At 41.9% G+C, this 24,141-nt stretch carries 23 protein-coding genes; all 23 read right to left on the bottom strand.

Features of this window, described 5'->3' with window-relative positions:
* Window positions 1-4 precede the first annotated feature (4 nt).
* The 23 genes from AC0L46_RS12200 to AC0L46_RS12090 all read right to left on the bottom strand — a co-directional run bounded on the left by AC0L46_RS12200 (window position 5) and on the right by AC0L46_RS12090 (window position 24,113).
* A complete protein-coding gene (locus AC0L46_RS12200) occupies window positions 5-781 on the bottom strand; it encodes a ParA family protein (RefSeq protein ID WP_317003051.1) in 777 nt (258 codons plus the stop codon).
* Window positions 782-850: 69 nt separating this feature from the next.
* Entirely contained in the window at window positions 851-1,669 is an 819-nt protein-coding gene (locus AC0L46_RS12195) for an OmpA family protein (RefSeq protein ID WP_414680466.1), read from the bottom strand.
* Window positions 1,662-2,399: a flagellar motor protein gene (locus AC0L46_RS12190; RefSeq protein WP_473503927.1), complete on the bottom strand. Its 738-nt coding sequence runs from the start codon at window positions 2,397-2,399 to the stop codon at window positions 1,662-1,664. The genes AC0L46_RS12195 and AC0L46_RS12190 overlap by 8 nt, the downstream gene beginning before the upstream one ends.
* Window positions 2,399-3,463: a protein-glutamate methylesterase/protein-glutamine glutaminase gene (locus tag AC0L46_RS12185; protein WP_414680468.1), complete on the bottom strand. Its 1,065-nt coding sequence runs from the start codon at window positions 3,461-3,463 to the stop codon at window positions 2,399-2,401. Before AC0L46_RS12185 ends, AC0L46_RS12190 begins: the two co-directional genes overlap by 1 nt.
* A 26-nt stretch (window positions 3,464-3,489) precedes the next feature.
* Entirely contained in the window at window positions 3,490-5,736 is a 2,247-nt protein-coding gene (locus AC0L46_RS12180; RefSeq protein WP_473503925.1) for a chemotaxis protein CheA, read from the bottom strand.
* 12 nt (window positions 5,737-5,748) lie between these two features.
* Window positions 5,749-6,531: a protein phosphatase CheZ gene (locus tag AC0L46_RS12175; RefSeq protein ID WP_414680470.1), complete on the bottom strand. Its 783-nt coding sequence runs from the start codon at window positions 6,529-6,531 to the stop codon at window positions 5,749-5,751.
* A 9-nt stretch (window positions 6,532-6,540) separates the two neighbouring features.
* Window positions 6,541-6,921: a chemotaxis response regulator CheY gene (locus AC0L46_RS12170; RefSeq protein ID WP_207923232.1), complete on the bottom strand. Its 381-nt coding sequence runs from the start codon at window positions 6,919-6,921 to the stop codon at window positions 6,541-6,543.
* Window positions 6,922-6,976: 55 nt separating this feature from the next.
* Window positions 6,977-7,714 carry an RNA polymerase sigma factor FliA gene (locus AC0L46_RS12165; RefSeq protein WP_414680471.1) on the bottom strand — a complete coding sequence of 246 codons (738 nt, stop codon included), beginning with the start codon at window positions 7,712-7,714 and terminating at the stop codon, window positions 6,977-6,979.
* 113 nt (window positions 7,715-7,827) lie between these two features.
* Window positions 7,828-9,114 carry a flagellar biosynthesis protein FlhF gene (gene flhF / locus AC0L46_RS12160; protein WP_473503922.1) on the bottom strand — a complete coding sequence of 429 codons (1,287 nt, stop codon included), beginning with the start codon at window positions 9,112-9,114 and terminating at the stop codon, window positions 7,828-7,830.
* Between the two features lie 100 nt (window positions 9,115-9,214).
* On the bottom strand, window positions 9,215-11,335 hold the full coding sequence (gene flhA / locus AC0L46_RS12155; protein WP_473503920.1) for a flagellar biosynthesis protein FlhA: 2,121 nt from the start codon (window positions 11,333-11,335) through the stop codon (window positions 9,215-9,217).
* Window positions 11,336-11,369: 34 nt separating this feature from the next.
* Window positions 11,370-12,506 carry a flagellar biosynthesis protein FlhB gene (gene flhB, locus AC0L46_RS12150; protein WP_473503918.1) on the bottom strand — a complete coding sequence of 379 codons (1,137 nt, stop codon included), beginning with the start codon at window positions 12,504-12,506 and terminating at the stop codon, window positions 11,370-11,372.
* On the bottom strand, window positions 12,499-13,281 hold the full coding sequence (fliR, locus tag AC0L46_RS12145) for a flagellar biosynthetic protein FliR (protein WP_414680475.1): 783 nt from the start codon (window positions 13,279-13,281) through the stop codon (window positions 12,499-12,501). Before fliR ends, flhB begins: the two co-directional genes overlap by 8 nt.
* Window positions 13,281-13,550, bottom strand: coding sequence for a flagellar biosynthesis protein FliQ (gene fliQ, locus AC0L46_RS12140; RefSeq protein WP_414680476.1), 270 nt, complete (start codon window positions 13,548-13,550; stop codon window positions 13,281-13,283). The genes fliR and fliQ overlap by 1 nt, the downstream gene beginning before the upstream one ends.
* Window positions 13,551-13,553: 3 nt before the next feature.
* Entirely contained in the window at window positions 13,554-14,291 is a 738-nt protein-coding gene (fliP, locus tag AC0L46_RS12135; RefSeq protein WP_473503915.1) for a flagellar type III secretion system pore protein FliP, read from the bottom strand.
* Window positions 14,288-14,608, bottom strand: a complete 321-nt coding sequence (gene fliO, locus AC0L46_RS12130; protein WP_414680477.1) for a flagellar biosynthetic protein FliO — start codon at window positions 14,606-14,608, stop codon at window positions 14,288-14,290. The genes fliP and fliO overlap by 4 nt, the downstream gene beginning before the upstream one ends.
* A 98-nt stretch (window positions 14,609-14,706) precedes the next feature.
* Window positions 14,707-15,165 (bottom strand): flagellar motor switch protein FliN, encoded by a 459-nt coding sequence (fliN, locus tag AC0L46_RS12125; RefSeq protein WP_473503913.1) that lies wholly within the window; start codon window positions 15,163-15,165, stop codon window positions 14,707-14,709.
* 1 nt (window position 15,166) lies between these two features.
* Window positions 15,167-16,144, bottom strand: coding sequence for a flagellar motor switch protein FliM (gene fliM, locus AC0L46_RS12120; protein WP_473503910.1), 978 nt, complete (start codon window positions 16,142-16,144; stop codon window positions 15,167-15,169).
* 5 nt (window positions 16,145-16,149) lie between these two features.
* Complete coding sequence (locus AC0L46_RS12115) at window positions 16,150-16,647, bottom strand: flagellar basal body-associated FliL family protein (RefSeq protein ID WP_414680480.1); 498 nt, start codon at window positions 16,645-16,647, stop codon at window positions 16,150-16,152.
* Window positions 16,648-16,765: 118 nt separating this feature from the next.
* Window positions 16,766-18,304, bottom strand: coding sequence for a flagellar hook-length control protein FliK (locus tag AC0L46_RS12110; protein WP_473503908.1), 1,539 nt, complete (start codon window positions 18,302-18,304; stop codon window positions 16,766-16,768).
* Between the two features lie 51 nt (window positions 18,305-18,355).
* Window positions 18,356-20,059: a SpoIIE family protein phosphatase gene (locus tag AC0L46_RS12105; RefSeq protein WP_473503906.1), complete on the bottom strand. Its 1,704-nt coding sequence runs from the start codon at window positions 20,057-20,059 to the stop codon at window positions 18,356-18,358.
* Between the two features lie 5 nt (window positions 20,060-20,064).
* Entirely contained in the window at window positions 20,065-20,367 is a 303-nt protein-coding gene (locus AC0L46_RS12100) for an STAS domain-containing protein (protein WP_414680483.1), read from the bottom strand.
* Between the two features lie 27 nt (window positions 20,368-20,394).
* Window positions 20,395-22,275 (bottom strand): hypothetical protein, encoded by a 1,881-nt coding sequence (locus tag AC0L46_RS12095; protein WP_473503904.1) that lies wholly within the window; start codon window positions 22,273-22,275, stop codon window positions 20,395-20,397.
* A 2-nt stretch (window positions 22,276-22,277) separates the two neighbouring features.
* Window positions 22,278-24,113: a hypothetical protein gene (locus AC0L46_RS12090; RefSeq protein WP_473503902.1), complete on the bottom strand. Its 1,836-nt coding sequence runs from the start codon at window positions 24,111-24,113 to the stop codon at window positions 22,278-22,280.
* Window positions 24,114-24,141 lie beyond the last annotated feature (28 nt).

The raw sequence follows: 24,141 nt of genomic DNA, 5'->3' as shown, positions 1-24,141 counted from the left end.
ATGATTACTGTCCTGCTGGCTTCAGTAAAGAATCCACCAAACTCGCATACGCCTTTATGCCACGAGCATTCGGATCTAAAGCCGATGGCGCTATGCCGGCAGTACTTGCATCCCTTAACTTGGTGTCAACAGGTATGACTGAATGCCAGACTAATTCTTCATATGTGTCTTTTAAACTTCTCAAGCTTTTATTTGAAGCTTGGGTTCGTCGATCAAATAACGTAGGCACGATTAAAAAAGGAACAGGACGCTTTCTAGCACGATTGATCATGGTGAGCGTTCTTACCATTCGCTCCAACCCTTTAATCGCCAGAAACTCAGTTTGCACAGGAATAACAAGTTGCTGACAAGCGGCTAGTGCATTAATCATCAAAACACCCAATACTGGCGGACTATCAATTAAGACATAGTCATAATCGTCCCATAAAATGGCCAGAGTTTTTGAGATCACAAGCCCCATTCCACCTTGAGCTTGAGCGTGGCGCTCTAGCGTTGCTAAGGCTGTGGAAGCAGGCAACAAAGATAAATTAGGATGTCCAGTTTCAAGTATCAAAGAAGCCGGAAGGTCTTCAGGTATTTTTCCTGCAGTCTGAAAAAGGTTATACGCACTGTGCTCAATGGAGTCTGGGTCAAAACGAAAATAGCTCGTCAGAGATCCATGCGGATCTAAATCCACCATTAATACACGGTTGCCAGCATCTGCTAATAGACCTGCCAAGGAAACAACTGTTGTCGTTTTTCCCACACCACCTTTTTGATTCGCCACCGCCCAAATGTGCACTCTGACTCCCCTGATATCCTATGCTGTTATTTTGCTTACGAATTCTTTGCAATCATATACAGTAACTGGCTACTTAAACAAGTAATCATGAACATTATCAGCGTCCTGCTTACTAATTTGTATCACCACGCGACGATTTTGTTGACGAGCCTCTTCGCTATTATTGTCGATTTTTGGGTGCTCACTGGAAAAGCCAACCGGTGCAATCATTTCAGGTTTAACACCCCGATAAATTAACTCATCCACCACAGAAGCAGAGCGCAAGCTAGACAAATGCCAATTCGAAACTAAATTCCTTGAGCTGACAGGCGTATCATCTGTGTTACCTTCGACCAAAATAACGGTGGGGTATTCTTTCAATATATTTGCAACCAAAATCAACAAGGCCACAGCTTCATTCGTTAAATCGTATTCTCCCTGTCCAAAGACTAAACCAGAGTTAAGCTCCAAACTCACCCAATCCGCAGACTCAGACACCGAAATTTGGCCGTCAGCATGCAATCCTGAAAACTGGTTTTCAACAACTTGAGATAATAGGGAATAAACAGCAGAGGAATGACTTTCCTCTATCGTCGGAATCGCCGAAGGTATCGGCTTGGTTTCAACCACTTCAATATCTTTTGGTTCACCGACAATAGGTTCACCAATATTAATAGGCTTAACGGATTTTTGAACCGCTTCGAAAACGCCATGCAACGTTTCCTTCAGTCGCGGCTCATCTCCTGTATTTTTTGATGAAAGAGCATATAAGGCCACAAAGAAAGCAAACAATAGGGTAATAAAGTCTGCATAAGATAATATCCAGCGGTCTCTGTTATCACCCTGTGATGATGTCACCTTAGCAACTGCTCTACGGCCACTTAACTTCCGTTTTGGAGCATTACTCATAAGTGCTCAGCTCTAACTCTAATCGATAAGGATGTTTGCCTGTTGCAATACCACAGATACCATCAATTAATAACTGATGATAAAGAAGCTCTCGATCAGCATAGCCAGACAATTTCTTCGCGATTGGGAAAATCACTAGATTAGCAAAGCCTTGACCGTACAATGTAGAGACAAAGGCTACAGCAATACCGTGCCCTAAGGCTTCAGGGCTATCCAGATTTGCCATCGCTTGGATTAAACCGAGAACAGAGCCCATAATCCCTAAAGTAGGCGCATAACCACCAATAGACTCAATGAAGGTGATGCTTTTCATGCGCTTATTATAAATGCGCGTAGCGTCATCATTAAGGCGGCCTTCCAATAATTCAGGATCAGCACCATCAATGACCATCTGCAAAGCACGATTAGAAAAGTTGCTGCCAAGTACTTCTATATCTGACTCTAAAGCCAACAAGGAAAGTCGTCTCGCCTTATGAGCTAAACTATTGATTGCAGCACGGGAAGAATTAAAATCAAAAACGGGGGGGAATAGGCTCCATTTTAAAAGAGCGCAGGCTCGAATGGCTTCCTGAATACTACTTTGAATAAGTGTAGCGCCAATACTACCAACAATAACAATGATTGCAGAAGGAAGGTTTAATAGAAGAACTATTTCCCCTCCTCCTAACCAGTTAGCAAGAAAGACCGAACTAAAAGCGATTAATAAGCCAGCTAAAGTAACGAGATCCACTAACTTACCTCTCGTGCAATACGCTCACCAATATGTTGTAGATCTATAATATCGTCCGCCAAGCCAGCCTTTTCGACAGCCATTGGCATGCCATAAATAACACAAGACTCTTCACTTTGAACCCAAACTCTAGAGCCTGTGTTCTTCAGCATACGAGCCCCCTCTCGACCATCTGCTCCCATTCCTGTCATAACAACAGATAACACTTTTCCTGGGTAACACTTTGAAGCTGAGCCAAAGGTAACGTCGACAGATGGTTTATAATTAAGCCTTTCATCCCCATCCAAGATGCGTACACATCCACCATTTCTAGGGTCTACCATCATTTGCTTTCCACCAGGAGCTAATAATGCAACACCGGCTTGTAGACGATCTCCGTCTTGAGCTTCTTTAACGGTAATTTGACAAATATTATTTAATCGGTCAGCAAAAGCGCTCGTAAAAGCAGCTGGCATATGCTGGACCAATACTAGAGGAGCTGAAAAGTCTTTAGGCAACTTGCTCAAAACGGTTTGCAAAGCCATAGGCCCGCCAGTAGAGGTTCCAATAGCAACCAAACTAACCCGTTTTCTAGCTCGCGGAATGATAACACCACGGTCAGTTACAATTGGTTTAGGAGCTTCTCGTGGAGCTAGAGCTTCAACAGATACACGACCGCCCGTTAAACGAGTTCTTGCTACAGCGAGAACCCTATCAACCAACGCTCGTTTGACTACGGCAGAATCTCGAGAAATATCCTCGAAATTCTTTGGCATAAAATCAACTGCACCCGCCTCCAGAGCATCTAAAGTAACTTTAGCTCCTTCATGGGTCAGCGAAGAAAACATCAGCACTGGCGTTGGTTTAAGCTTCATGATGTTAACTACAGCGGCAATGCCATCAAGAACAGGCATTTCATAATCCATAGTTACTACATCAGGCGACAGAGATTGAACCTTGTCTATCGCCTCTTTACCATTATTCGCTGTACCAACAACAACCAGTCTTGGATCTGCTTCAAATATCTCAACTAGACGACGTCGAAAAAAACCTGAGTCATCAACAACTAGTACCTTTACAGGCATATAACATCCCCTAAGCGAAAATCGTATTACCTTGATGCATAAGTTTTCAGCATACTAGGAACGTCCAAAATCAATGCAATACGACCATCACCAGTAATTGTAGCACCAGCCATTCCTGCGGTACCTTGCAACATTTTACCCAATGGTTTTATAACGACTTCCTCTTGGCCTACCAATTGGTCAACCACAAAACCAACCTCATTGATGCCCACTTGGACAACGACGACATGAGCTTCCGACGGTAAGTCATTCTTACTGCTACCTTTAACTAACCAGCTCTTAAGATGGAAAATAGGTAGTGTTTTACCACGAATGACAACAACTTGCTGACCATCAACAATATTGGTTTTCTTCAAGTTTAAGTGGAATATCTCATTCACACTAACAAGAGGGAAAGCAAAAGCTTGATCTTCCAGAGTAACCATTAACGTCGGCATAATCGCAAGCGTCAATGGCACCTTGATAATGAAGCGAGAACCTTGTCCAAGAACAGATTTAATATCTAAGGTACCGTTTAGTTGAGATATTTTGGTTTTCACCACGTCCATCCCAACACCACGACCAGATACATCTGTGATTTCTACTTTAGTAGAAAACCCTGGCGCAAATATTAAGTTAAATGCTTCATCATCTGATAAACGCTCGGCGGCATCAGCATCCATTATGCCCTTTTCAACCGCTTTTCCTCTGAGGAAGTTAGGGTCCATACCAGCTCCGTCATCTTCAATAGACAACAGGATATGATCACCTTCTTGCTCAGCAGATAAAATAACCGTTCCAACTCGAGGTTTGCCATTGGCTTCACGAACATCTGGCCCTTCAACACCATGGTCTACAGAGTTTCGCACTAAGTGAACAAGTGGATCCGCTAACGCCTCTACTAGGTTTTTATCTAAATCTGTGTCTTCACCACGCAAGACAAGGTTTACTTCTTTCTTCATGTTTCGAGCAAGATCTCGAACCACTCGTGGGAAACGACCAAACACCTTTTTGATTGGCTGCATTCGCGTCTTCATTACCGCGTTTTGCAAGTCACCAGTTACAACATCCAAGTTTGATACTGCTTTACCCATCGACTCATCTTCACTTTGAAGACCCAATCGAACGAGACGGTTACGAACCAATACAAGCTCGCCAACCATGTTCATAATGTCATCTAAGCGTTTAGTATCAACACGAACCGTTGCTTCCTGTGTAACAGGTGCATTAACAGTTTTTTCCTTAGGCGCTTCAGCATCAGCTCCTACAGGCTTGGCCTTAGCAGCTGGTTTAGGTGCTGCTGGCTTCTCTGGCGCAGTTTTTGCCTTAGCTTTCGGCTTCTCTGGCTCTTTAGGCTTTTCTGTTTTTTTCTCAGTTTCTTTCTTCTGATTTTGTAAACTATCTAGAAGTGACTCAAATTCATCTTCTGTTATTAGATCACCTGAACCAGCAGGTACATCAGAGGAAGGTTCTGAGCTTTCGTCTTTCTTGGCGTCTTTAGATGGAGAACCCGTTTCGCCGTGAAGTTTATCCAATAAAGCTTCGAATTCGTCTTCTGTAATTTCATCTGATTCTGCTGAATTTGACTTTTCTTCAGCCACTGGCTCATCAGAAACACCTGGAGCACCGCTACCGTGCAACTGATTCAGAAGTGCATCAAATTCATCTTCTGTGATTTCATCGCTATCGTCAGCTGCATCAGCTTTAGGTTCATCATCAGGTGACGTATCTGCACCACCCAAAGCATCGAGTAGAGATTCAAATTCATCATCAGAAATATCAACATCTTCACCTGAAGTGACAGAGTCTTGGCCTTCATCAGCTGAAAAGTCATCGGATTCAACAGGTTCACTCGGCTCTTCAACAGCGTCATTTTCATCCACGCCAGCCAACTCTTCTTCCGTAGGAGGGGTAGCGTACGCACTTAATGCCGAGATTAATTCTGGGGATGCTCGCTCCGGTTCACCACCAGCACGAACGGTATCGAACATTTCATTTACAGCATCAAGTGCCTGTAAAACAATATCCATTAAATCAGAGTCTATTTTACGCTGACCGTTTCTTAAGATATCAAAAACGTTTTCAGCGTAATGGCAGCAGTCAACTAATGCTGTTAACTGCAGAAATCCTGCACCACCCTTTACCGTATGGAAGCCACGGAAGATTGCATTAAGCAATGCTTTATCATCAGGGTTCTGTTCCAAATCTACTAATTGTTCAGAAAGCTGCTCTAAGATTTCTCCAGCTTCTACCAAAAAATCCTGTAAAATTTCTTCATCGACTTCAAAACTCATCCTCAGCCCCTTCTAGAAACCAAGACTTGATAGCAAGTCGTCTACTTCGTCTTGACTATTCAATACTTCTGGGTTGTTTTGTTTATTAATAGCTGGGCCATGACCACGAGTATCATCGTGACCAGACTCTTTCTCTTGGTGTTCAATTCCGGAGATACTATCAACGCGTCCAGCAACAGCGACGAGATGCACAAGTTTTTCTTCTACATCTCGAATTAAATCATTCACTCTAGCAATTACTTGACCGGTTAGATCTTGATAACCTTGCTCTAGAAGAATCGTGTTGAGGTTTGAATGCAAGGTTGTTGCGCTTTCATCAGCGTATGCTAAAAACACATCAATTCGCTTGTACAAATCGCGGAACTCTTGTGGTGTCAAATCTCTTTGAATTAGACGCCCCCAATCTTTACGCAACTCTTTAGCGCGGACTTGTAATTCACTGGCGACAGGAACACTACCATCCACCATATCCATGGTTTTGTTAGCGGCAGCGCTGGTTGTTTCAATCACATAGTTCAGTCGATCTGAAGCGTCTGTAATTTTCGTTGTAGCTTCGCCTTCCCCTGACACCAAATCCATTGAATCAACTTGAAAATCACGAATGGCATCATGAAGACTTCGCGTCAAAAAACCCACTTCGTTATAAAAGCTATTATGTCGAGCTTCACTTAACTCTTGGATTATTTTGATTGCACCACCAAAGTCTCCGACTTCGATATGTTTTTGAAGCTCTATAGCACCATCTTTAACTAGGCTTTCAAATTCCACTAGTCCAGACCCCAATTCATTTGACATCCAAAATTCCTATTTCGCAGCGTCTATTCGTTCAAATATTTTCTCAATTTTTTCTTTCAAAGCGACGGCAGTAAAAGGCTTCACAACATAACCATTTACGCCAGCTTGAGCAGCCGCAATAATTTGGTCACGTTTGGCTTCAGCCGTTACCATCAAAACAGGAATCGTTTTCAGTTTTTCATCTGCTCTCACAGCTCGGAGCAATTCAATCCCTGTCATACCTGGCATATTCCAGTCCGTCACTAGGAAATCAATAGACCCAGCTTGAAGTATCGGCAGTGCTGTTGTTCCATCATCTGCTTCAACTGTATTGGTAAATCCTAAATCCCGTAATAAGTTTTTAATGATTCGTCTCATTGTCGAGAAGTCATCAACAATCAGGATTTTCATGTTTTTATCCAATGCAACCTCCACACCCCAAAGGTAATATTCCACAACTCATAATTTAATCTCGCCAATTACTTAGTCGAGCTCGCAACCTCATAGCCGCTTGGCTATGTATTTGACTAACTCTTGATTCACTGACGCCTAGTACAGCGCCAATTTCTTTTAAATTCAGTTCTTCATTGTAGTATAAAGATAATACTAATTTTTCTCTTTCTGGAAGATTTTCGATCTCTCTTGCTAATTCATCTTGAAAACCATCTTCTTCAACAAGTGAATAAGGAGAGTTTTCAAATTCGGATTCTGAGCTTTCCAGATTATTCGTGTCAGAATCCAGCATTTCTTCATAACTAAACAATTGGGTCGACATGGAGGACTGAATCATCTCATGATATTCGTCAATCCCTATTCCCATATGTGCAGCGACTTCTGTATCACCAGCTTCGCGCCCAAGAGTTGCTTCTAATTCTTTAATAGCGTTGGTAACAGCTCTACCATTTCTACGAACAGAACGAGGGGCCCAATCAGACTTCCGCACTTCGTCCATCATAGAACCACGAATGCGAATACCTGCGTAGGTTTCAAAGCTGGCCCCTTTTGTTGACTCAAAGCGTTTGTAGGCTTCTATCAACCCCATCATACCCGCTTGAGTCAAATCATCGACATCAACACTATCAGGCAAACGAGCCAACAAATGGTAAGCTATTTTCTTTACTAAATACCCATACTGCTCAACAATCGCATCAATTGAGAGCGTCGCTTTCTTTGAGTATGTGTTATATCCATTCTTGGTCTGCATAAAATATTCTAGGCAACCTTTACTATTTAAGTTAGTTGCGTCAACTAACTGTACTACATTGTTTGACGCAGCGCTTTCAGTAATAACATATTTTTACTAACTACCATACCTTTCTACCCGCCATATTTTAATGAGCCATATAGCTGACTATAATGTTCAGCCGTATAAACCGCTCGACTAATTAAATTATGCGCACGAGCCGGCTCAATATCATCAGGAATACGTTGACCGTCGGCAATATAAACAACAGGCAAACTTTCTTCGATTACTACACTAATCGCTTCTCCAAGAGAAGCTGACTCATCCAATTTACTTAAAACACAGCCATCTAGTTGAACTTGAGAATAAATTTCAACGACGGTTTTTAATACTTGTCTTTGACTAGTGCAAGGCAAGACTAAAAGTTTCTTCAAGTTCTGGCGTGCACGTTTCATCATTAGAAGCTGACGTTCAAGGTTAGAGTCTCTCGGATTCATACCCGCCGTATCAACAAGCACTAACGGATAATCCGCATATTTCGCCAAAACGTCATTTAAGTCTGAATATTCACTTACAACTTCAACAGGAACATTTAAAATACGACCAAATGTTTTTAATTGCTCATGGGCAGCGATTCGATAAGTATCCGTTGTTATTAAAACCACACCATCAGAACCATGTTTTAAAACATGCTGGGCTGCAATTTTACCGATAGAGGTGGTTTTACCCACACCTGTTGGCCCCATAAAGGCAATACAACCTCGAAGTTCACTAGAGTTGGAACGTACAGGAATATAGTCTGCTAAATTCGCAAGCAAGCGGTTCCAATCATCTTCTCGGCCTTTTAAATCAATATCATCTATTAACCTAGAAACAACAAAGTCTGATAACCCCAACCCTTGTAGCTGCTGTCGCGCTTTCGTCTCAGCAGAGCCAACCTTAGCATCCGCTCGATCTTCCTCTTGTTGACGACGATCTAACATAGCTCGAACATTTTTTAGTTCCAGCTCCATTTCACGCATCTGTCGTTCACCATCAACATTGCGAATAGATAGCGCTTCTTCAACTTTAGGGTCTGTCTTATCTTCTGATAGTGGCGGCATTTCAAAACGGTAAGAAGGCTTAGCCCGACTTTCATCGTCAGACACAGTTTCTTCTTTGAGAGGCTGTTTTTTGGCTTGTTCTATGCGTTCTAGGTATTCAGAGCTTGGCGTGCGACGTTCAGGCGAGTGATTAGATACAGGGCGTTTGGAGGACATACTAGAAGGCAGGGAACCGTCGTAATCCAAAGCGGCAACAATCTCTATCTCTCCGGTAGGAAGACGTTGATTCGATAAAATAACAGCATCAGGACCTACAGCATCGCGTACCTTTCGTATCGCTTGCCGCATGTCAGGAGCTCTAAACCGCCTAATTTGCATGAATAACTTAATCCTTCCAGTATATTTTTCTTACAAATCCATAGCTTACCCGAAAGATTCAAATAAATATAGATACTATTAATCTGACAAATCATCAAACTTATTGCCCAATTACACCAACCACAGTAATACGTTTGTGATCTGGTACTTCTTGATATGAAAGCACAGACATATTCACCATACCGTAACGCATAAATCGCGCCAACATTGGTCTAATTGGAGCAGATACAATAAGAATCGGCGTATTTCCCATTGCCTCTTGCTGCTCAGCTGACTGTTTCAAGGAGTTTTGTAATTGCTCAGCCATTTGCGGCTCTAAAATAAGTGCCTCTTCATTTTTTATACCAGACTGCTGACTTTGCTGCACCGTTTGCATCAACATTTTTTCCAACTGAGGTTCTAATGTTAAGACTGGAATTTCCTCAATACCGTCAGCCAATGTCTGAATAATTAAACGGGACAGAGAAGTTCGAACAGCGGCCGTCAATATCATAGGATCTTGAGTCTTAGGCTGTACTCCCATAATAGATTCCGCGATGGTCCGCATATCTCGAAGAGGCACACCTTCAATCAACAAGTTCTGCAACACTTTCAAAAGAACGCTCAACGGAATGGTATTTGGAACCAATTCTTCCGCCAATTTTGGGTTGTACTGTTTCAACAAGCTCAACAACTGCTGAACTTCATCATGACCAATTAGCTCATAGGCATGTTTATACATAATTTGGTTAATATGCGTTGCTACCACTGTGCTCACATCAACCACTGTGTAGCCGTAAGTTTGCGCTTGGTCTCTCTTTTTCGGATCAATCCATACAGCGTCCAAACCAAATGATGGATCTTTACCTGGCACGCCATCAATTGTGCCGAACACCTGCCCCGGATCAATCGCCAAATCTTTATCCGGATGCACTTCCGCCTCAGCTAAACTCACTCCCATCAAGGTAACTCGATAAGCGTTAGGCATTAAATCTAAGTTATCTCGGATGTGCACACTGGGAACCAAAAAGCCCAAGTCCTGAGACAGTTTACGGCGCACACCTTTAATCCTTGCTAAAAGCTCTCCGCCCTGACTTTTATCAACCAGAGGGATCAACCGATAACCTACTTCCAACCCCAGCATATCTACCGGAGCCACATCATCCCAACTTAAATCTTTCACTTCTGCAGGCGCATTATTTGAAGCAGACTTATTGGTACTCCCTGTTTTTTGCTTCTGTTTAGACTTCTGCTTCTTGCGATACTCCATAAAGTAAGCAAGACCGCCTAAACAAGCAGCCAAAGCAAGAAAAGATAAGTGCGGCATTCCGGGTACAACACCCATAATAGTCATCACACCTGCAGCAACATACAAAGCCTTTGACGAGCCAAACATTTGTCGCATTATCTGCGACCCCATGTCCCCACTCTCATTAACTCGAGTTACCATTATCGCTGCCGCAGTAGACAACATAAGAGAAGGCAATTGAGCAACCAAACCATCACCTATGGTTAAAAGCGAGTAACGCTCAATCGCTTCAGCAAAAGAAAGATCATGCTGCGCCATACCAATGGACAAGCCACCAATAATATTAATGCCAAGAATTAATAAACCGGCAATGGCATCACCTTTTACAAATTTGGAGGCACCATCCATAGAACCATAAAACTCGGCTTCAGAAGCGATCTCAATCCGACGCTCTTTAGCCTGCTCAGCATCAATCATGCCCGCATTTAAATCCGCATCAATCGCCATTTGCTTACCTGGCATTGCATCCAAAGTAAAACGCGCACTTACTTCCGAAATACGTCCCGCACCTTTCGTTACAACTGCAAAGTTAATAATCATCAAGATGGCAAAAACAACGAAACCAACAACATAGTTACCACCAATAACCACTTCACCGAAGGCTTGGATTACCTTCCCTGCCGCGTCACCGCCCTCGTGACCATTCAGCAAAACCACACGCGTTGATGCCACGTTAAGTGCCAAGCGCATTAAAGTTGAAACCAGCAAAACCGTAGGAAAAACAGCAAAATCGAGAGGGCGCATCGAGTATATTGCGACCAAAAGCACAACGATGGCTAAGGCAATATTAAAGGTAAAAAGAACATCCAACAAAAAAGCTGGGATAGGCAAAATCATCATCGCTAAAAGCGACAACAACAAAATAGGAATACCTAGATTTCCACTAAAAATACCCTGCACTTGCCCCGCAAGTCGATCACGGTCAAAATTCACACTAGATCCCTAATAGAAAAACAAAAAAGCATGATCAATTGCCATCCCACTTAAATTCGTCCGGCACATCCAAATTTGGCATGCTCTCAGGTCTTGGCGCACCCATACGAGAGTTACGCAATTGATATACATAAGCCAGTAATTGAGCCACTACTTTAAAAAGCCCTTGGGGGATTTCATCACCAATTTCTGTATGGTGATAAACAGCTCGAGCCAATTCTGGAGATTGTATCACAGGGATATCATAGTGATTGCCAACCTCACGAATTTTCAATGCAATAAAGTCACCACCTTTCGCAAGAAGCTTAGGCGCAGCGCCACCTGCTTGATCGTATTTCAGTGCAACAGAAAAGTGAGTCGGGTTGGTAATGATTACATCGGCTTGAGGGACATCTGCCATCATTCGATTCATTGCTGCTTGTCGCTGCATTTGACGTATTCGCCCACGAACCAAAGGATCACCTTCTTGCTGTTTGAATTCATCTTTAACTTCTTGCTTGGTCATTTTGAGCTTTTCTTTGTGCGACCAAATTTGAAAAGGTACATCAATAGCAGCTATTAAAACCAAAGCGAGAGATACAAAGATAAACGACCAAATAACAACATCGATGCCATGAGAAATAGCGAGTTGAATAGACTGAAAGGTCAAACCTAAAGTTTCAGCCAAGAAATAGTTCAGCACAATTACTGAGATAAGCCCTACCAAAGATACTTTAGCAATCGACTTTAATAGCTCAACCAAAGACTGAGCAGAGAACATTCGCTTCAAACCAGAAATAGGGCTCAACTTACTTAATTTTGGCGTCAGAGGTTCCCAAGAAAAATTAAGACCACCCAAAGCAATACTTCCAACAATACCAGCTATCGCCAACACACTCATCAGTAGCAACATCGAATCCATCATAGCGACAACAGACTGATAAAGATGGAAGATCATTCGACTCAAATCAAATAAGTCTTCTCGCTCCATGAGAAAATTGAAGTCGAACAAGGCAGCCAAATCACGAGCCAACAAGGTACCAGTACCATAAATTGTCACCGCAGCCACGATCAATAACAAAGCAGAACTTAAGTCTTTTGACCTAGGCAAATTACCTTTATCACGGGCATCCTGAAGCTTTTTACTACTGGCACTTTCCGTTTTTTCACTGCCGTCTTCGTTTTCAGCCATTTAACTGAATCCCCCATGTGCTTTTCATCCAATCCATCACTTCTCTGAAAAACAGCAAATAAATATCTAAGAAGTCTTCCAACATAATCCAGAAAAAGAAGAGAGAAAACAACATAATAATAGGAAAACCAAGAGCAAAAATATTCAGCTGAGGCGAAGCTTTAGCAACGACACCAAATGATAAGTTGATCACTAATACAGCAATTGCTAATGGTAGAACTATCAGCAAGGCTTTTTCAAACATCCAACCGCCGAGCAATACCAATTGCCAATACTTTTGACTCTCAAAACCTCCGCCAATTGGCCAGTAATTAAAGCTTTCAGCCAAATACTCTATCATGACCAAATGACCATCAGTCCCTAGAAAAGCCAGCGCAACCATAGACAAATAATACTGACCTAACGTTGCTACCGAAATACCATTGGCTGGATCATTAGACATAGCAAAGCCAAGACCAGCCTTCATTGCCGCCAATTGCCCAGCCAATGAAAACAATTGAAACAAGATGGTAATGACGAAACCCAAGACAAAGCCAATCACCAGTTGCTCGGCAATCAGAACAATGTAAGCAGGTGATATAGGGTCATAATCGGGCACATCGATGACTGGCGTCACAATAACAGCGACTAAAAAGGAAAAAGCTACACGAACTCTGGCGTTAACCAAACGGCTACCAAACAAAGGTAGCGCCATAAAGAAAGCACCAATACGAAAAAAAGGCAGAAGAAAGCTAATCGTTAAATTCAGAAGTTCATCAGGATTAAGTTCTAACATTAGCCTATTATCATAGGTATATTAATAAACAAGTTGGTCGTAAAGTCCGTCAACTCTGTCAAAATCCACGGCCCTAGGTGCATGATAACGAGAATAGTGACAATCAACCTCGGCAGGAAAGAAAGGGTTTGCTCATTAATCTGTGTCGCAGCTTGAAACACACTCACAATCAAACCGACCAATAAGCTTGGCACCATTACAGCACCAACGATTAAGACGATTAAATAAAAGCCCTGCCCGTATAAGTCTAACACCACCTGAGGATTCATAATTTAAATCCCGAAGCTTGCCGCTAAAGTACCCATAATCATCGCCCAACCATCCACCATAACAAACAGCATGATCTTAAATGGCAAGGAAATAATAACAGGAGACAACATCATCATACCCATTGCCATCAAAACACTAGCCACAACCATATCCACAATAAGAAATGGGATAAAAACCATAAAACCAATTTGAAATGCCGTTTTCAATTCACTGGTCACAAATGCAGGCATCAAAATCGTAAAAGGCAAGGTTTCCATGGACTGAATTGTCCCTTCACGCCCAGCCAATTTCACGAAAAGCGCAATATCGTCTTCTCGTGTTTGAGCCAACATAAAATCCCTAATAGGAGCAGAAGCCGCTTCGACAGCTTGTCCTGATGTCATTTCTTCGTTTAGATAAGGCTGCAAAGCTACTTCATTCACCTTATCCAAAGTAGGCGTCATAATAAATAAGGTAAGAAAAAGCGCCATACCGACCATTATCTGGTTAGAAGGAGTTTGCTGAAGACCGATTGCTTGCCGAAGAATAGCTAGCACTACAATAATTCGGGTAAATGAGGTCATCATCATTAGAGCCGCCGGCAAAAGCGTCAAAGCCGTCATGATGAACAAGATTTGCAGCGAAACCGTATAATCCTGGCTGCCATCTGCGTTAGTCACCACTTTCACAGCAGGCAAACCAACTTCAGCCAAAGATACTCCTGGAACCAGCAAGATCAGCAGCACTAGAAAACGAATCACTTTACACCCTCATTAGCATCGCTTTTTTCTCTGCTCACTTCTTCCATAACAGAAGCAAATGAACCCTCTTTTAGAGGAAAGCTCTTTAAATGAGAAATATTGTGTGCAGTGACACCGATCAGAATTCGCTCACCTTCAACCTCAACAAGCATTAGCTTCTCTTTTGTGCCAAGAGACTGAACATTCACTATCTTGATATCAGATTGACCAAACTTCATTTGAGCCAATTGAAAGCGCTTCATCACCCACAAACAGGCAGGAATAAACGCGATAATAAAAACAAGAGAAACAACCATTTTCCATACAGACGAAGTCACAGAAATGTCCTGCACTTCTGAGGCCTGTAAACAAGGAACGGCCATACTAAATATGGCCGCGATAAGATATCTATTAACAAAGAAGGAATTCAATAGCGCTACTTCAATCGTCTAATGCGCTCACTAGGGCTTACAACGTCAGTTAAGCGAATACCATATTTATCATTCACTACAACGACTTCCCCGTGCGCAATTAATGTTCCATTTACCAGTACATCCAACGGTTCGCCAGCAAAGCGATCCAACTCAACAACGGAGCCTTGTGTCAACTGCATTAAATTACGAATGGCTATCTCCGTATTACCCAATTCCATAGAAAGAACTACGGGAATATCCATAATAAGATCGAGATCAGAGCCCACATCACCATTAGAAACTTGTGGGTTCGAAAGTGTTTCCAGTTTGACTGGCTCGGCTTCTTGCTCATTCATTGCCGACGCCCACTCATCTTCAAGACCGTCACTTTCCTCTGTTTCGCCAGCTTCCGACATTGCCGCGGCCCACTCGTCCGCTAAGCCTTCATCCATTCCTGCTTGATCTGGAGATTCTTCTGCCATGTTATTTCGTTACCTTAGTCGGTTTAAAACTTTCGACCATTTGAACTGAGTAATGGTCATTACTAACACCCAACTTCCCTTTGAAGGTAGGCACATTATTCGCTCGAACTGTGACAAACTCGGGCATATCAATTGGAATAATATCACCCGCTTTGAATTTCAGCACTTCACCTAACGCAATTTTCCGTTTTGCAATATTAACAGATAGCTTAACATCAATATCTTTCACGTCTTGTTCAAGTGATTTACCCCAGCGGTCATCTTTTTCATCCACATCACTCTGGACACCGGCATCTAACAGCTCTCGTACAGGTTCAATCATTGAATACGGAAGAGTAATGTGCAACTCACCACCACCGCCGTCCAATTCAATATGAAATGTTGAGACAACAACCACTTCACTAGGACTAACAATATTTGCCATCGCTGGGTTTACTTCTGAGCTAATGTACTCTAAATCTAATTTAAGTACTGGCGCCCAAGCTTCCGTTAAATCAACAAACACTTGCTCCAACATAAGCTGAACAATACGGATTTCCGTTGGCGTAAATTCTCGCCCTTCGATTTTGGCATGACGGCCATCGCCACCAAAAAAGTTGTCCACCAGCTTAAATACCAGCTTCGCATCTAATATAAATAACGCGGTGCTTCTTAAAGGCCTAAATTTAACTAAGTTCAAACTGGTTGGTACGTACAATGTGTGAACATATTCACCGAACTTCATAACCTGAAGACCACCAGACGATACGTCAGCAGTACGACGAAGCATATTAAACAAACTAATCCGCGTATAACGTGCAAAACGTTCGTTTATCATCTCCAATGTGGGCATACGCCCACGAACAATACGCTCTTGACTTGTAATGTCATAAGACGCCACACCATTAGCGTCTTTATTATCGTCTTCTGCAGGTTTCTCATCAGCCCCATGCAAAAGAGCATCTATCTCATCCTGTGATAATAAATCTTGAGCGGACATAATTCTTACTGCATCACAAAGTTAGTGAATAAAACATTATCAATGCCACCTAGACCAGTTTCCTGCTCAAGGATTCCATTGATCACATCAACCGAAGCTTGTTTCAACGCTATTTTTCCTTGCTCTGTTTGTAGTTCAGTAAACGACTGACTAGAGAAAAGTAAAACCAAACTGTTTCGTATCAAAGGCATATGAAGTGTCACAGCGTCTATTTGTTCAGCTCTTTTTGACTTTACCGTCATACTTAACTGCACATAACGCTGTCTGCCATCAACCATAAAATCAATTGTAAAAGCCGGGTCTAGTGATAAATATATAGAAGGCGCTTTAGCTAACATTTCTTCTTCAGACATTTCAGGTTCGCCACTTCCGCTAAACAACAAAAAATATGCAGCTGCGCCTCCACCCAACAAAGCAACAAGAGCAATGATAATAATCAGCTTTTTCTTGCCTCCTGACTTTTCACTTTCGCCACCAATATCTAAACCGTCGTCATCAGCCATCTTTACAAACCTTGGATGTATTAAGTTCTGTTCAATAAACGCACAGAATGCATTTCGTTTATTTAAAGTACTCTATTCTACAAAGAATCGAACACAGCACCATCAATTTATTTGCACTTTAAGCGTAATAGTCCACACCGGTTGCAGTGACATAAGACATATTACTTGAAACAAGTTCGTCATCTATTTCATCCTGAGCCGCAAGCTCAGCCTGATTAGAAGCTCTGCCTCGCTCAGAATCTCTTCGCATGCCGGACGTATCTTGCTGAGAAACATCAACATCAGCGCGACTCAAATCCATACCTTGCTGAGCTAACATATCTCGCAAACGGCTCATCTGGCCTTCTAACAAATCTCGCGCTTGAGGTGTGGCTGCAATAAAACTCACCTGCGTATTGGAGTCATTATCAACTGATATTTTAACCGTCAAACTGCCTAACTCTGGCGGATCTAATCTAATGTGAGCTGTATGACCTCCATCACGAGCAACCCAAGCCACTTTCTGGCTCATTTCACTTGCCCAATTTGGGTGTTGAGGCGGAACATTCATTGTTAAATTTGCTTGAGATGCAGTCGCAGCAGCAGCCCCAGACGATACTGCACGCATAGAATTCGTCGCGTTGTTTAAATTGCCAACACCTTCTTCAATTACTTTACCATCAATTTGCCCAGACATTCGACTTAACATAGCCTCTTGCTCTTTTTTACGCAGCTCAATTGGCTCATCAATTGAGATCAAGTCATCAGGCAGTAGAGTATCAGTGGAATCCGTTAAGGCAGCATCTGTGAAGTCAAAACCTTCTGTCCCAAGTTCTGGAGTTCCATTTAATGGAATACTTGTTTGAGCAACGCCTCCACGCCCCGAACTAGCACCCAATATTGCAGGAGCGACCAGACTTTCTTGGCTTCCTTCACCAGTTGCAGAGCTTGTACGTGCATTCATTTGAGATAACACCCAGGACAGCTGACTATCATCTTCAAGAGGCAATTCAACTTCCAGTCCTTCTGAGTCAACCCAAACTAACTCATTCTCTTTATTTACAGGCTTAACACCTTGAGACAAAGGCGTTAACGCTAGATTTTGCGGATCAAGAACCTCAATTGGTTTTTCACTATTCGATAAAGAAACAGAAGCCAGTACAGGATCACCTTTCTGCAAGTCTGCCCTAAAATCACTTTCTTCTATATTCTGAAAGTCCTGTAGATCCAAATCTGCTCCTGAAAGTTCAGATAGCGCCTGAGCTTCAGAGTCACCCACTTGAACACCCTGCTCAACCTCTAAAGAGTCCGATAACGACAAGGAAGCAAGTTCAGAATTTTCTTTAGAATCATTCAATTTGGCAGGAGAAACATCGCCTTCCGGCTGCAAAACTTTGCCGTCTTCTTTTGCTACAACAGCATCAGAAGAACCTTCTTTCGAAGCATTCTCAGATTGCTCAACAGGTTTTGTTGATACATGACTTTCATCAGATAAAGCACGCTCTTTGAGCGTCTTTTTATCTGCAGAGTCTTTATTTTCGGGGCCAAACGCTGCTTTTGCTTTTTTGAAATCATCTTCAAAAGCCGCTCCATTTTCTGAAGCTGGTAGAGGTGATTTTGAGGTTTTCGGCAATACACCTGACGATAAAGATAACACCGTATTTGAATCTGTTCGCATAATTTCCTCCAACGATAAAAGAGACTATGCAATAGCAAGGCCAACCTGACGTTACGGCCCTACACTCCAGTGATAATGGGCAGATACAGCGCGACCACCTTTTGAAAATTCAAGTTTCTGACAAAGCTGATCTAACAAGGCAAGCCCACGGTTATAAAGTAACTCTGTATTCGAAATGTCGTAATTCACTCTTGAAAAGTCGAACCCTTCACCACTATCTTCGACATACAAGATAAGAACACGATCATTCTTATCTGATGTAACCTTCACTGATATTTTAACAAACCCTTCTTTCAACGCAGCCAAACTGCGTTCTCGTTCTTCATAATAAAGAGAGAAACCATCACTAGAATGCTTTTTCGTTGAACTTAGCTTTAAAACACCATGCTCAAGTGCATTAGAGTACAACTCAGAAAGGATCATAAAAATTTGGCTGGAATAGCGGCTCAACCCAGGAACCGTCGTAATAATTTGCAACACATAAGGTAAAGGGTCGGTATTACGAAGAGAGTCCGCATTCAAAACATACTCAAATGAAAAGTCGGCTGGCGCCTCATCGTGACTTCGAGGGGCATCATGAACGGGTGAATCGATACCGATATTTGAATCTAAGCGGACGCCAAGACACGAGATATCATCATGCGGGTTATCCAATACACCTTCTTTATGCAGTTGACTTCCAAGCCAATCCATTGAATCAGAAGCTGGTACTTCTCCATCATAAAGAGGTTGAAGTACAGAATTACAAAACATGTTGCCAGCCGAATCGAACGCTTCATAAACACCATCAGAAAAAGCCAACAAACGATCACCAGGAACAAAGGAGGCAAGATCAATTTGACACTCAAATACATCAGGTGAAAGAACACCCAGAGGTAGGTTTTTAGACGTTAGCCGTTTCGGAGCTTGGGCATTCTCAGAGAAAAATAGCAAGTCAGGCAAACCACCATTCCAAACTTCAATGCTTTTGTTGTTGACTTTAATATCAATGAAAGCAGCACTACAAAACACATTCGATGGCAACACACTTTTTAAGCGCGCATTGATTTCAGGAATAATCTGGCGCATCAAAAAGCCTTTCTTTGTCCAATCGAAAAAGATATCGGCAAGAGGCAAAGCCCCAATTGCTGCAGACAAACCATGACCAGTAAAATCACCTAACAGCAAATGCATGCCACCATTTGGTTTATAAGCGGCCAAAATAACATCACCATTAAATGTGTTTGTACCGTAATGAATAGTAGACAGCGCGGCGTCTTTTAAACAATTAGAATTTGTTATGTTCTCATATACGACTTTGGCGACTTCTTGCTCGTGAAGCAGTTTCTCATTGTAATGTGCTAACTCATCACGCTGCTCTTCAAGCGTTTTTTGCATAACCAACAAGCGAACAATGGCGTTCAGCTTTGCTGTAATGAGAGCTGGACTGTAAGGTTTGGAAATGAAATCGGTACCACCGATTTTCAAACAATTTGATAGTGCAACTGGATCAGCCACACCAGACAAGAAAACAATGGGGACAAACTTATCACCCGCTATTTCTTGGATTTCTAAAGCAACTTCCCAGCCATTCTTATGGGGCATTTTAATATCTAAACACACCAGCTGAATTGTCTCTGGGTCGAATTTATCAACAGCATCTTGCCCATCGACAGCCACAATAACATTGTGCCCAAATTGGCTTAAAATAGCCTTTAATAAAACTCTATCCGTTGGATTATCATCCGCCACCAAGATGGTTAAAAGTTGCTCCATAAAAGCTACTCAACAATTTCAAAAAGGCGGTGAAAGTTTGCAATTTTCAAAATATCTACAACAGCTCCCTTTGCATTCATCAAACGCACACACCCTTGATCACCACCAGCATGATCTCTGAGTAAGAGCAGCATACCAAGCGCAGAACTGTCCAAGTAATCTACCTTAGCCAAATCCACATCGTAGGAATTAACATTTTCCGTTACCGTGAATGCCTCTTTGAACATTTTATGGCAAGTGTAATCGAAACGACCTTTTACGTGGATTTGTAAACGTCCCGCGTGTTCATCAAAAAAACTTTCAACCACAACTTATACCTCGAGTCACAATTAAACCTATAGATCATCATAATCATTAGATAGTCTATTAGACTCATCCTCTAATGCATTAGCAGGCATTTTCGTGATTAACTCATGAAGTTTTTCAATAATTTCGTTAACAGACTCTCTCGCTCTATCCAGTCTCGCTAAACCAACACTTCGGTCAGCCCCTAGCAAAGACAGCGTAGAGTCGAGCGTTGTTTTCATACCTTCAATTTGGCTTTGAACCTTACTGATATCGTGCTCTAAATCAACAGCAAATCGACGGCGAATTTTTTCGCTTTCACCTTCTGTAGCAGAAAGACTATATAAAACGCCAGATCTGACCTCATTCAAACAACGATCAACATCAGTTAACAAGAAAGCATCCGAGGACAAATCTTTTTCAACTAAGGCTAAACGCTGAAGCACCAATTCATAACCAAGTATCAACGAATCTCGAATTTGCTCGGATAACCAAGCCATTTCATTGAGTTCGGCTTCAACCTTCTCAGAAGGTTCAGCCGTCACGACAACGTCATTATTACTCATTACATTGTGGTTGTTTTTTTCGTCAATTAGGGATGCTATTTGTTGTAGTTTGGTAATTTTTTCAAATGGCTTTGTGTGCAAACACACATTTTCGACATTATCAAAAAGCCTAGTAACATTTTGGCGTACGATTTCTAAAGATCGAGCAAATGCCACATAAGGAGATTCCGCTCTTAAAACTCGAACTGGGATATCCCATACGTCTTGCTCCATTAATTTCAAGCTATGGTGCAACACTTGGAGCTCTGCCAATTCGGATTTTAGCTGAATCGATATAACACAAGATTGGTTGCTTTCTTCTGATTCAGAACCCATTTCAAATTCTAAACGCTGAACTTTTAAGCTGTACATCCCATCAGACAGCTCTAATGTTAAATCCTCATCCTGCATAAGGATAGAATCAAGCACTCGCTCACCTGTTGGTTCATCTAGACCTGAATCTATCCCCAGCACTGATTCAAATAGAGCTGTATTCTTAAACCATAACCGCTCAGCACCAGCGCTTAACCATGCGATATCACCTTCTTTGTTAGTAATAAAAAAAGCATCATTTATCTTTGATAAAGCAACATCAACAATGGACAAATATTCTTCTTTATCATTAAGGTCATAGCCTCTAGAAACCAACTCGTTATCAATCACATGACTCAAATCTGTCAATTCATCAACCAGATTGCGAGGGGGATAAATCGCAGCGTGGCCGTGCTTACGGTGGTCTAAAACATAATGCACACCAGCAAAACCTGAACGCAACTGACGGACAAAGTCAGTAGCCGAGAGGATGGCAATAAGGGAAATTAAGACAAAAGCAGCAACTGCCCACCAGATTAACTGCTCCATAAATACTTGTTGCTGATAATCTGCCTCTAAGCGAACCTTCAACAACGCATCATCCAACTCTTTTAAAACAGCCAAAGCCGCATAAATAGAGGCTTTATTTTCTTGTGTTAATAAAAAGTCTGTTTGATTCTCTGAACTCAATCCATCCAATAAAGCATTCGACTCAGACACATCAACTACAGAGTGCAAGCCAAAGTCTAAAATCCCTTGCTCGATCAATTCATATTCACTTACTAGAATCTGCTGCAGCTGCTCCAAAGAAGCCGAATCAACCTCCACTACAGAATCCTTTTCCTCCAATAACAGCAGTTCATACCAATACTCTTTAGCGCTATGAGCAACATCTAAAAACGCGTGAATTTCTTTCTGCTGGTTATTTTGCTCATTCAGCTTCATATCAATATAGAAATACAACCCAGACAAAGCCACCAGCGAAACAAATATCAAACTCACAACGCTTTTTTGTAAGCGCCCAACAAGCTCTTTTCTTGGATATTTAGAAGACAATGTATGTGGTGCACTCATAATTAACAGTCACTTTTCAAAGGTAATGAAGATGGCCATAATCCACCAATAAAGGATAAAAAGTTTGTCTTATCAATAATGACAACATCATCCTGTGTTGAAGCAATAAAATTCTTTTGGCCGCCTGAAAACATTTTATTTAAATCATTCACATCTGGTAACGCCTCACTCCATTGACAAGACTCTAGAGGTAAAACAGCCGTCTCATCCATCCAATCAAGAATAGCAGAAAATGCATATCTCTCTGTTCTATCAAGCGAAAAATCGCCAACCAAATTGGCTGTCACGACTTTTTCTAGGCATCGCCAACCTTGAGCAACAAAAGAAGTCGAAGACTCACTCTCAAAGTCTAAATAGGAAAAAGGCGCTCGGTAAGAACTTAAAGCCGATACCAGGCCCGCCTCAATCACATAATACTTAGTAAAAACATATCCTACATAATAACCATCTTTGGGTTCAGGCTTAAACAGACTATTGGTAACCAATGAAGAAGAATAAGAAAACCGCCTTATATCTATCAACCAAGGCTCTATGTACGGCAAGCCATCTCGATCTAACCAAACATTTTTAGCCCAAGATTTTTGATCGTTAAACAAAGAGCAAACACCTTCAACTTCCCGAACCTTATAGTAAGGCAAAGCAAAATATTGTCCTGCCTGATCAACAACCAACACATCAATCTCTTGATGTGATGATGAAGCAAAAAACACTTCGATAGAATCATAACCGAATAAGTTAAATTGGAATTGAGATTTCACACCTTCGTCAAACTCAAAATACGCAGTGTCCCCCACTCTTTTTAACTTATCTATAGCTACTGAAAAAAGGCCTGTGGTTTCTACTTGATCAAAGACAAATCGCCCTTTAACTGTTTCGATTTCATACAAAAAGGAAGGTAAATAATCACGCCCCAAACAAGACAAACTAAATGCCCCATCACAACGATCAACAGCGGTATAAAAAACACCACCGTGCCGTATAGGCAAAACAACATCACCTTTTCCCACATCTTCGCATAGTCGAGCCCCCATACTACTAACAATCGGAACCATACGGCTGGCTTGTTTTATGTTCATTATTTTCGATGTGAACAACGAGCCAAATGCTCGATAGAACAACTGCGTCAATTGCTTTTCATAGACATTCAAAAAACGTCGACGCTCATCGCTTGGCATCGTAGGATGCTGGAAAATCGGTAGAAAACTCTCTTCACAAAGGTCTCGTAAAGTATTCTCATCATAGCTTTTTGACACAAGCTCCCATTGAAAATCAGGGAATCGAGACTTAAGCCAAGAAAGAGACTGAGCACTGGTTAAAGCAAAACGCCCCTTCAATAATCCCCCATTCGAAGAACTCACACCAAAAGATACTTGTCCGACCGACGCAAGAGACGCTAAATACTCGCCGACTAAAGATTTAGACATTTCTGAACTTAGAGCAGCACTATAATCAGAATAGGTAGGCTCTGTTTTCCCTTCACTATTCAAAGAACATAAAAAAGCCCAAACTGGGCGATCAAGAGATAAAAGAGGAGAAAGCTGCAGAACTCTGTCTGGACCAAATTGATGCCCAATAAACACCTGAAATAGAGCATCAGCAGCCGATAAGAAGGCAACATGATAGTCAGAAGAATAAGGAGAACCAGACAACAAAAGATCGTCTACAGCGGCGATCAAAGAGGTGAATCGAGATTGAAAAACATCGTCAAAAGCATCTAGCTGAGCTTCTGTTTGAAAAGAAATTAGTAAAGTTTGAAAGTGTTCTAAACCAACCTGAGGTACACAAGCATATTCATGAAGTGCAGCTTCCACATCAGTAATAAACGAGTACCTATCCATAAAGCCGTTACCCAGACATGGCGTGTTT

The organism is Marinomonas sp. 15G6-16 (assembly GCF_055809555.1).
This window is presented reverse-complemented; position numbering and strand designations above follow the sequence as displayed.